4 protein-coding genes are annotated in these 7,316 nt (G+C 56.8%); 3 read left to right on the top strand and 1 reads right to left on the bottom strand.

Going from position 1 to position 7,316, the window contains the following annotated elements:
• Positions 1 to 231 precede the first annotated feature (231 nt).
• The 3 genes from JS536_RS05490 to JS536_RS05480 are packed head-to-tail and all read left to right on the top strand — an operon-like array spanning position 232 to position 4,927.
• Complete coding sequence (locus JS536_RS05490; RefSeq protein ID WP_214356103.1) at positions 232 to 1,062, top strand: ABC transporter permease; 831 nt, start codon at positions 232 to 234, stop codon at positions 1,060 to 1,062.
• A 55-nt stretch (positions 1,063 to 1,117) separates the two neighbouring features.
• Complete coding sequence (locus JS536_RS05485) at positions 1,118 to 2,407, top strand: ABC transporter ATP-binding protein (RefSeq protein ID WP_240544272.1); 1,290 nt, start codon at positions 1,118 to 1,120, stop codon at positions 2,405 to 2,407.
• 21 nt (positions 2,408 to 2,428) lie between these two features.
• Entirely contained in the window at positions 2,429 to 4,927 is a 2,499-nt protein-coding gene (locus tag JS536_RS05480; protein ID WP_214356102.1) for a glycosyltransferase family 2 protein, read from the top strand.
• Between the two features lie 355 nt (positions 4,928 to 5,282).
• Here JS536_RS05480 and JS536_RS05475 read toward each other — a convergent pair whose 3' ends face one another.
• Entirely contained in the window at positions 5,283 to 7,154 is a 1,872-nt protein-coding gene (locus tag JS536_RS05475) for a phosphatase PAP2 family protein (RefSeq protein WP_214356101.1), read from the bottom strand.
• Positions 7,155 to 7,316: the final 162 nt, after the last annotated feature.

Here is a 7,316-nt window from a genome sequence, read left to right as displayed (position 1 = left end):
CTGCCGCTTCGTCGCCATGCTGATCCTGTCTTCCATACGACAAGCCAAACAGACCAACCCGGTTTCGCGCTCACTCCAGGTGAGGCACCACTACCCATTTCGCGCTCAAAAAACGTGAGGCACGTCGTACTGACTCGACAAATACATTAGAGGTTTTAGAATATGAGAATGCTGAAGGAATGGCAGCGGGGTCGCCCCTACATGCTTCGCATAGGATAGAATGGAACGTTTGTGAAGAACCTAGTCAAGAGCCTCCAGGAGAGGTACCGCTACGCACTGATCGTGTTCCGGGAGCTGGTGAAGACCAACTTCCAGCTGCGCTACCAAGGCTCCTTCCTTGGCGTGCTGTGGTCGGTGCTGCAGCCGCTGATGTTGTTCGCCGTCATGTACGTGGTGTTCGTGAAGTTCCTGAAGTTCTCCGATGGCACGCCGACGTTCCCGATTTCCCTGTTGTGCGGTACCTGCCTGTGGCAGTTCTTCTCCGAGTCGACGAGCATGGGCATGCGGGCTATCGTCGATCGCGGTGATTTGCTGCGCAAGATTCACTTCCCGAACTACATCATCGTTGCGTCCACCACGATGGGCTCGATGATTTCGCTGGCAATCAACCTGTGCGTGGTGATTCTGTTCGGCACGTTCGCGCACGCCCACTACACCTGGCGCGTGCTGCTGGTCATCCCGAGCATCGTCCAGCTGTACGCGATCTCGCTCGGCGTGGCGCTGCTGCTCGGGTCGCTCTACGTGTACTTCCGCGACATCGGGCATATCTGGGAAGTGCTGCTGCAGGCGATGTTCTATGCGACGCCTATCATCTATCCGATCTCGATGGTCGCCGACAAGGGCTATGGTTGGGCGGCCAACATCCTCATGCTGGTCCCGACCACACAGACCATCATGGACATCCGTCACAACCTGCTCTCGCCCGAGTACGTGCCAACGGTCTGGTCGATGGTCGATAATCCGCTGCTGTGCCTGCTGCCGTATGTGCTGTCTGTGATCGTGCTGTGGCTTGGTATCCACGTGTTCCGCAAGTACAGCGCGAAGTTCGCGGAGGTGCTGTGATATGGGTGGTTCCATGATGAGTGCGAAAAGTGAGGCGAACGTGACCGACACCAATATGACCGAAGTCGACAAGACGAATGACGCCCGTCCGGTCGTGCTCAAGGTCGAGCACGTCGCCAAGTCGTTCCGTCTGCCCACCGAACAGGCCACGGGACTCAAAATGGCGTTCCTCAACTGGACACGCGGCATCAAGGGCTACACCGAGCAAAAGGTGCTGCGCGACATCAATTTCGAGGTTCGTCAGGGCGACTTCTTCGGCATCGTCGGACGCAACGGATCCGGCAAATCCACGTTGCTCAAGATCATCTCGCAGATCTACGTGCCCGAGAAGGGCCGCGTGACCGTCAAAGGCAAGCTGGTGCCGTTCATCGAGCTCGGTGTGGGATTCAACCCGGAGTTGACCGGTCGTGAGAACGTGTACCTGAACGGCGCGCTGCTCGGTTTCAGTCGTGAGGAAATCGACGCGATGTACGACGACATTGTCGACTTCGCGGAGCTCGGCGACTTCATGGATCAGAAGCTCAAGAACTACTCGTCCGGTATGCAGGTGCGTCTCGCGTTCTCGGTCGCAATCAAGGCGCAGGGCGATATTCTGGTGCTCGATGAGGTGCTCGCCGTCGGCGACGAGGCGTTCCAGCGCAAATGCGACAACTTCTTCGCCGACATCAAGAAGGACCCGACCAAAACGGTCATCCTGGTGACGCACTCGATGGACGCGGTGAAGAAGTACTGCAACAAGGCGATTCTCGTCAAGGACGGCGAAATCATCGTCAGCGGCAACAAGAACGATGTGGCGGACCGATACACGCTGGAGAACCTCAAGGCCAAGAAGGTGGTGGAGGTCAAGAAGGACGAGCCGGTGTCCGAGTATCCTACCGGATTGAGCGCACGTGTCCCCGTGCTGAACGTGCGTCCCGTGGGCGATCCCACCAGCAAAATCGACGATGACTTCCTCTTCGATGTCGAATACGAGTTCGACGAGCCCGGCACGCCGTTCTACATGGCGGTCTCCATGCATGACACCAGACGCGGCGGTGTCTCCTTTGCCGAGAACTTCGACCTGTTTGAGTACGGACGTCATAAGGTGCGCTTTGCTGTGCCCATGCATCTGTTCGATAATGGGCAGTTCCGCATCATCGCTTCGTTGCATACCTATGAAAAAGCACATCCTGAGCGGGTGGAGATGATTGGGTTCAGCAACGACGACAATTCCTGTGATTTCGTGGTCAACGACCCGAAGGGTGCCGATAACTTCGCGCTCATCAACAACTACTCCATGGCCTTCATGCCCATCGAAGGCGCTAAAGCCGTCTCCCGATTCCACAAGGACGATTCACAGGCATAAGCCGAAATGGGCGGATACGTTATGAATGCTGATTTCGTGATTAAAACGCTGTGCCGCGGCGACGGCAAGGGATATGTACTGATTCGGAGTGCTGTCCCGGCTGTATCGCTTCGCGCTTCGGCAGAGGCTGAGGGACGGGTTACAGTGCCCTGCCAGCTGTACCCGCTGTCAATGCCGGGCGAGGATTATGCGGCGGCCGTACGTGCCAACGGAGGGGATCCTGCAGCCGATGAATTACCGTACGTTTTCGTAGTCGTGCTTCCGCTGCTTGACGGCGCCGATTTGTTCGTCAATGTATACGACATCGGCACCGGGAAGGCGGCATTCTCCTTCACGTTCAAACCATTAGAGACGAAGATACGTTCCCGGCTGACATACCGTTTCCATGACCAGGATGCTTACAGAATCAGGGACATCGAGCACCGTCATTCCTCCGGACGACCTACCGTAAACGTGACCGGTATCTATCCAGTCACGCCTGAAAAGGTGTCATGGCGTATCCATGTCTCGTTCCCCTATGAAGAGGACGAACGACCGTATTCGCTCAAGGCATGCGATGCCTCGGGAAACCACATTCCGCTGGAGCCAATGGTCCTTGAGGACTGCGTGATCCCTGATCGCAGGGATAGCAACAGCCTTCTGCACGATATTACCTACGCGGTCATCATGGATGCCGCCATCGATATGCTCTGCATATGGGCTGAACAGTCTGTCTGTGAAGGCGATGCTGCCGACTATCGTGAAGGTAACTTCGATGAGGTGCTGCCGTTCAGATACCATCAGTTGGTGAATCATGCTCTGGACGAAACGAAGAACGTCATGCATGACCAAGGATACGGATCCTGGCTGGATTATCACCGATCGACCGATGCGGACGTCAAACGACAGCGTGCATTGTGCTCCGGTTGGGAATTACGCCCTTTGATCAGCATCCTTGTGGTGTTGTACGAGACTCCTGAGGAGTATCTGCATGCACTGTTGGATTCTGTCCTTGCACAGTCATATCCGCATTTCGAGCTCATTCTGGTCAACGCCGGGGATTCCACGGGCTCCATCAAGTCCGTGCTGAGCAAGTATGATGATGCACGTATCAAAAGCATCGCGGTGGTCAACAGGAGCATCGCTGAAAACACCAATGCCGGTCTGGATGTCGCGTCAGGCGATTACGTCGCGTTCGTGGATCATGACGACGTCATCGAGCCTGATGCATTATACCGATATGTTGCGCAGATTAACGCCGATCCGCAGACCGATCTGATGTACTGCGATGAGGATCAGCTTATCGATGGCGAATACCGTAATCCCGTGTTCAAGCCGCAGTACAACGCCGATATGCTGCTGTCCTCGAACTACATCTGCCATATGCTGATGGTGAGTCGTCATGCGCTTCGACAAGTGGAACTTTCGCCTGCGGATGTTTCCGGCGCCCAGGATTACGATCTGACTTTGAAAGTGGCTGAAGTCGCACGGTCCATCCACGCGATTCCATATGTGCTGTATCACTGGAGGGTCCATCAGAACTCGACCAGCGTCAATCCGGGCAGCAAACCCTATGCGGAGGGGGCTGGACTGCGGGCACTGGACCGGCATTTCCGTCGTACGGGAATCACCGCTAAGGTCCACGAGTCGGAATTGCCGTTCCGGTACCGCACCGAGTACGTCCATGACAAACCAGTCAAGGTAAGCATCGTCATTCCGACCAAGGACCACACCGACTTGCTGGGCCGTTGCCTGGAGTCCGTGTTCGCATCCTTGGACGCAAACGATGATACGTCATTGACCTACGATGTGACGCTGGTTGAGAACAACAGCACCGAGCGTCGAACCTTCGACTTTTACGAACGGATTCAACGTGAGCATGAGCAAGTCCACGTCGTCACGTGGCCGGGACAGGGGTTCAATTACTCCGCCATCTGCAACTATGGGGCATCGCACAGCGACGGCGATTTGATATTGTTCCTCAACAACGACACCCAAGTGATGAACGACGATTGGCTGCGTTCCATGAGCGGTTTCTTCGCACGTCCCGAGGTCGGTATCGTTGGAGCGAAGATGGTATACAGTGACGGGCTGGTACAGCATGGCGGTGTGTGGGTCGCCCGCGATCACGTCGGATATGTAGGCAATATGCTGTCCATGAATGACGGCGGCTATCTGGAAACCTTGCGTTACCCGATGGATTGTGCCGCAGTCACGGGAGCCTGCCAGATGATTCGTAGATCGGTATTCGACCAAATCGGCGGATTCGACGAATCCCTCGAGGTGACGCTCAACGATGTCGATTTGTGCTTGAAGGCAGGACAGGCTGGATATTTGACTGTTTTCAACCCGCAGGCGATGCTCCATCACAATGAACACGCAAGCCGTGGCCGTGATGAGTTGGATCCGGTGAAGGCGCGGCGTTCAATTGAGGAGTATTCCCGTTTCTTCCTGAAATGGAACCACAACATCAAATCCGGAAAATACATAAACCGAAATCTCGACCCATTGGATGGACATTATAAACTGGTTTATTCGTGATTATTTATCCCGAAAACCTTATACATCGTGATTGACCTATATGTGTACTGGTAAGTGGGGTCTCGTACAGGCAACAAGTTGTTTAAGGACACTTGTATCGGTTGAGTCGATTGGCGTACCGGCCGAGCATGTTTCATATGGATGGAGGGTCTATGCCATTGCGGCATAGACCCTCCATCCATATGAAAGAGAAATTAAAAACTCTGTTAAACCAGGATTGGCATGCCCCTTATTCTTGGCTCCCCTTGTCAGGGGAGCTGTCGGCGAAGCCGACTGAGGGGTAGTCTGGTGGGATTCATGTCAATTTTGGTTTAACAGAGCTAATTAAAAACTCTAACTTAAATCATTTGATGAATCACTCGGCGGCGGAACCCTGCCAAGCGATGTTCTCCTGATGCCAGCCGGCCTTGCCGACGTTGTTGTACTCGTCCTTGCTGGTGGTGTACACGTGCTCGCCGGAGTTCGGGTTGTACAGACGGTAGACGTCCACGGTGCCCTTGGAGTCGGCGTACCAGGCCGGATCCTTGGCGGATTCGTCCTTCCAGCCGGCCTTGACCAGGTCATTGTGTTCCTTCTTGCTCACGGTCCAGTTGTGGGTGCCGTTGTTCGGGTTGTACTCACGGTAGACGGGCTTGATGTCCGGGTTCTTGGCATCGGCCTTGGCGGACTGGAAGGCAACGCCTTCATAGTTCCAACCCTGACGCACCAGAGAGGCGATCTCATCGGCGCTGGTGGTGTAGTGGTGCAGGCCGGAGTTCGGGTTGTACGCACGGTAAACCGGCACGGTCTTGCTGTTCGGATCGGACACGACGGAAGCCTCGGGCTGGCCGAACTCGATGTTGGTGAGCTTGCCATCGGCGGCCACGGTCACCTTGGCGCTGTAGGCCTTGGCGAGGTTCAGACGCTGGTAGCCTTCGGAGGAGGCATCCAGCGGGTAGCCGGAGTCGATTTCGGAAGCGGCGAGCACCTGACGACGCTGGTCGGCGGTCAGGGTCGGGAAGGTGGTGTACAGCAGGTTCTCGGCGCCTTCCGGCACGACCGGGTCCTGTCCGGCCTTGCCGGTCTGGGTGAAGTTGTAGGTCAGGCGGTTGGTGTACACGTCGATGGCGGACTGACGGTCGCTGACCGGCTTCTTGGAGACCGCGTCGACGAAGTTGTTGGTGTAGCCCTTGTCGGCATTGGCGCCGAGGTTGTCCACGCACTCCTGCACGGTGTCGTAGTTGTTGGCGTGCTCGCTGGCGTGCTTGTCGGCAACGCACTTGGCGGCGAGGTAGTTCTGCAGCTCGTTGTAGGCCGGAATCAGCTTCGAGGAGCGGAACTGGGCGTCGGACCAACGGGCGGTGTTGCTGGCTTCGCCGTCGATACGGCCGCCCATGATGTCGAGCGGGTAATGCACGCCCAGCACGATGCGGTTGTTGCCGGCCTCGGAGGCGCGGGTCACGATTTCAGGTCCGAGTTGGGGAACGAGGGTGGCCAGCGCGATGCCGCCGGAGTAGGCGTAGGTGGTGTGGCCGGACGGGAAGGAACCGGAGGTCAGGAAGCCATCGTAACCGGCATCGTGTTTGGTGCCGTCGGCGCTGGTCCAGACGGGGACGCGCACGATGTTCACGGACTTGTCAAGGCCAGCGGCCACGTAGCCGGCGTTCGTGCGATCCACGAACGGACGCGGATGGTTGAACGTGACCTTGGCGACGCTGGTGTCGAGGTAGTCGGACATCAGGGACACGTTGTAGCCGCTTGCAGGGTTGACGTGATCGACGACGAGCAGCGACTTGGTCAGCGGCAGGGAACCGTCGTTCAGGCCCTCGGTGAAGTATTGGCCGAGCACCGGGCCAAGGGAGTCCGGCAGGGTTTCGTCCATCCGGTAATCGGAATCGATGAGCGCGCGCTGCTGTTGCTTGGCCGGCGTGGTGGTGCCATCACCCTGATCGTCGGCCTTGGCGGCCGTGTTGTTGATGTTCTGGGTCATCGCGTCATCGTTCTTCAGAACGCTGGCGTTCTTCACCACGCCCTTGCCGAACGTGCTGGGGTCGTTCTTGTCGAACGAGTTGGACGGCTGGTAGTAGTTGTCATAGTCGGCAAGCAGATTGACCAAATCGGGCTGGGTGGCGTCCGACGGATAGGTTTCGGCGGCGTTCGCGGTCATGCCGCCGGTGGCGAGCATTGCCAGAGTGGCGATGCTCGCGGCTGTTCCCATGAACAGCTTGGACTTCATCGTATTCTTCATGTTTCCTCCCGTTCCCCTATGGAAAGGTTCCTGGGAAGCCGTGTGTCGGACATCTACCACAGACTTTCGCATGGCCTCTCGAAATGCATATGCCGATGACGTCCGAAGACGTCATCGGCATACCGGCAGTTCCCAGTTGTAGGCGACTGACACCGTCACAGG

The organism is Bifidobacterium sp. SO4, assembly GCF_018555355.1.
Lineage (GTDB): Bacteria > Actinomycetota > Actinomycetes > Actinomycetales > Bifidobacteriaceae > Bifidobacterium > Bifidobacterium miconisargentati.
The sequence above is the reverse complement of the archived record's forward strand: the minus strand, read 5'-3'. Positions and strand labels throughout refer to the sequence as shown.

Coding starts and splice junctions, on each gene's coding strand:
- JS536_RS05485 (WP_240544272.1), top strand. CDS start 1,118: ATGACCGAAGTCGACAAGACGAATGACGCCCGTCCGGTCGTGCTCAAG.
- JS536_RS05480 (WP_214356102.1), top strand. CDS start 2,429: ATGAATGCTGATTTCGTGATTAAAACGCTGTGCCGCGGCGACGGCAAG.
- JS536_RS05475 (WP_214356101.1), bottom strand. CDS start 7,154: ATGAAGAATACGATGAAGTCCAAGCTGTTCATGGGAACAGCCGCGAGC.